The 1,455-nt window shown below is 65.7% G+C and carries 1 protein-coding gene; it reads left to right on the forward strand.

The features are described 5' to 3' along the window. The first annotated feature begins 49 nt into the window (after nucleotides 1-49). Nucleotides 50-1,447: an IS30 family transposase gene (locus tag L3K22_RS16600; RefSeq protein ID WP_373318080.1), complete on the forward strand. Its 1,398-nt coding sequence runs from the start codon at nucleotides 50-52 to the stop codon at nucleotides 1,445-1,447. Nucleotides 1,448-1,455 lie beyond the last annotated feature (8 nt).

A 1,455-nucleotide genomic window follows, 5' to 3' on the forward strand; every position in this document is an offset into this window, starting at 1 on the left:
GGGTGGATTCAACTGGTGGACGCAACACCTCAGGTCGAGGAGGGTGTTGATGGGACGACCAGCTGGATGGCTGAAGGAACTCACGGGCCGGTCGGCGATGATCTCGCCAGGCGCCCCGAAGACGCGCCGCAGCATCGAACGCAGGTTCTGGAAAGAGATAGCGACGGGACGCTCCTCGGAGGACGCAGCCGGGAAGGTGGGCGTGTCTGCAGCCGTCGGGGCACGCTGGTTCCGACAAGGTGGCGGCATGAGGACGATCGAACTCACCGAGCCTGGCGGACGTTATCTGTCGTTTCCTGAGCGGGAGGAGATCGCTGTCCTGCACGCTCAGCAGGTGGGCGTGCGCGAGATCGCGCGCAGGATCAACCGCGACCCGGCCACGATCTCGCGCGAGCTGCGTCGAAACGCCGCTACCCGCGGCGGGAAGCTGGAGTACCGGGCCTCGGTCGCGCAGTGGAAGGCGGAGCTGATGGCGCGGAGGCCGAAGACCGCGAAGCTGGTCGCGAACCCGAAACTACGGAACTACGTCCAGGACCGGCTCAGCGGCGATGTGTGCCATCCAGATGGGTCGATCGTGGCCGGGCCGGACGTACCGGCGTGGAAGGGCAGGTCGAAGCCACGCCGGGCCGACCGGCGGTGGGTCACGGCGTGGAGTCCGGAGCAGATCTCACACCGGCTTGAGATCGACTACCCCGAGGATGAGTCCATGCGTATCAGTCACGAGGCGATCTACCAGTCCCTGTTCATCGAGGGCCGGGGCGCGCTCAAGCGAGAACTGGTCGCCTGCCTGCGCACCGGCCGATCTCTGCGGGCGCCCCGAGCCCGGTCGAAGAACAAGCCTCAAGGGCACGTGACCGAGGATGTGGTCCTCAGTGAACGCCCCGCCGAAGCCGCTGACCGCGCCGTGCCAGGACACTGGGAAGGTGACCTGATCATCGGCACGAACCGGTCCGCGATCGGTACCGTCATTGAGCGCAAGAGCCGAGCCACGTTGCTGGTGCACCTGCCTCGGCTGGACGGCTACGGGCAGACACCGCGGGTCAAGAACGGTCCCGCCCTGGCCGGCTACGGCGCTGTGGCGATGAACGCTGCTTTGACTGCCTCGATGACGACCCTGCCGCAGCAGTTGCGCAAGACGCTGACTTGGGACCGCGGCAAGGAGCTGTCTGGGCATGCGCAGTTCACTGTGGAGACGGGCACGAAGGTGTTCTTCGCCGATCCCCACTCGCCGTGGCAGAGGCCCACGAACGAGAACACGAACGGGCTGCTACGTCAGTACTTCCCGAAGGGTACCGATCTCTCACGCTGGACTGTGCAGGACCTCGAAGCGGTCGCGCTGGCAGTCAACAATCGTCCCCGGAAGGTCCTCGGCTGGAAGTCTCCAGCTGAGGTGTTCGCCGAGCAGCTACAGTCACTCGAGCAAGAGGGTGTTGCATCCACCGATTGAATCCACCC

It is taken from the genome of Brachybacterium atlanticum, from assembly GCF_025669985.1.
Lineage (GTDB): Bacteria > Actinomycetota > Actinomycetes > Actinomycetales > Dermabacteraceae > Brachybacterium > Brachybacterium conglomeratum.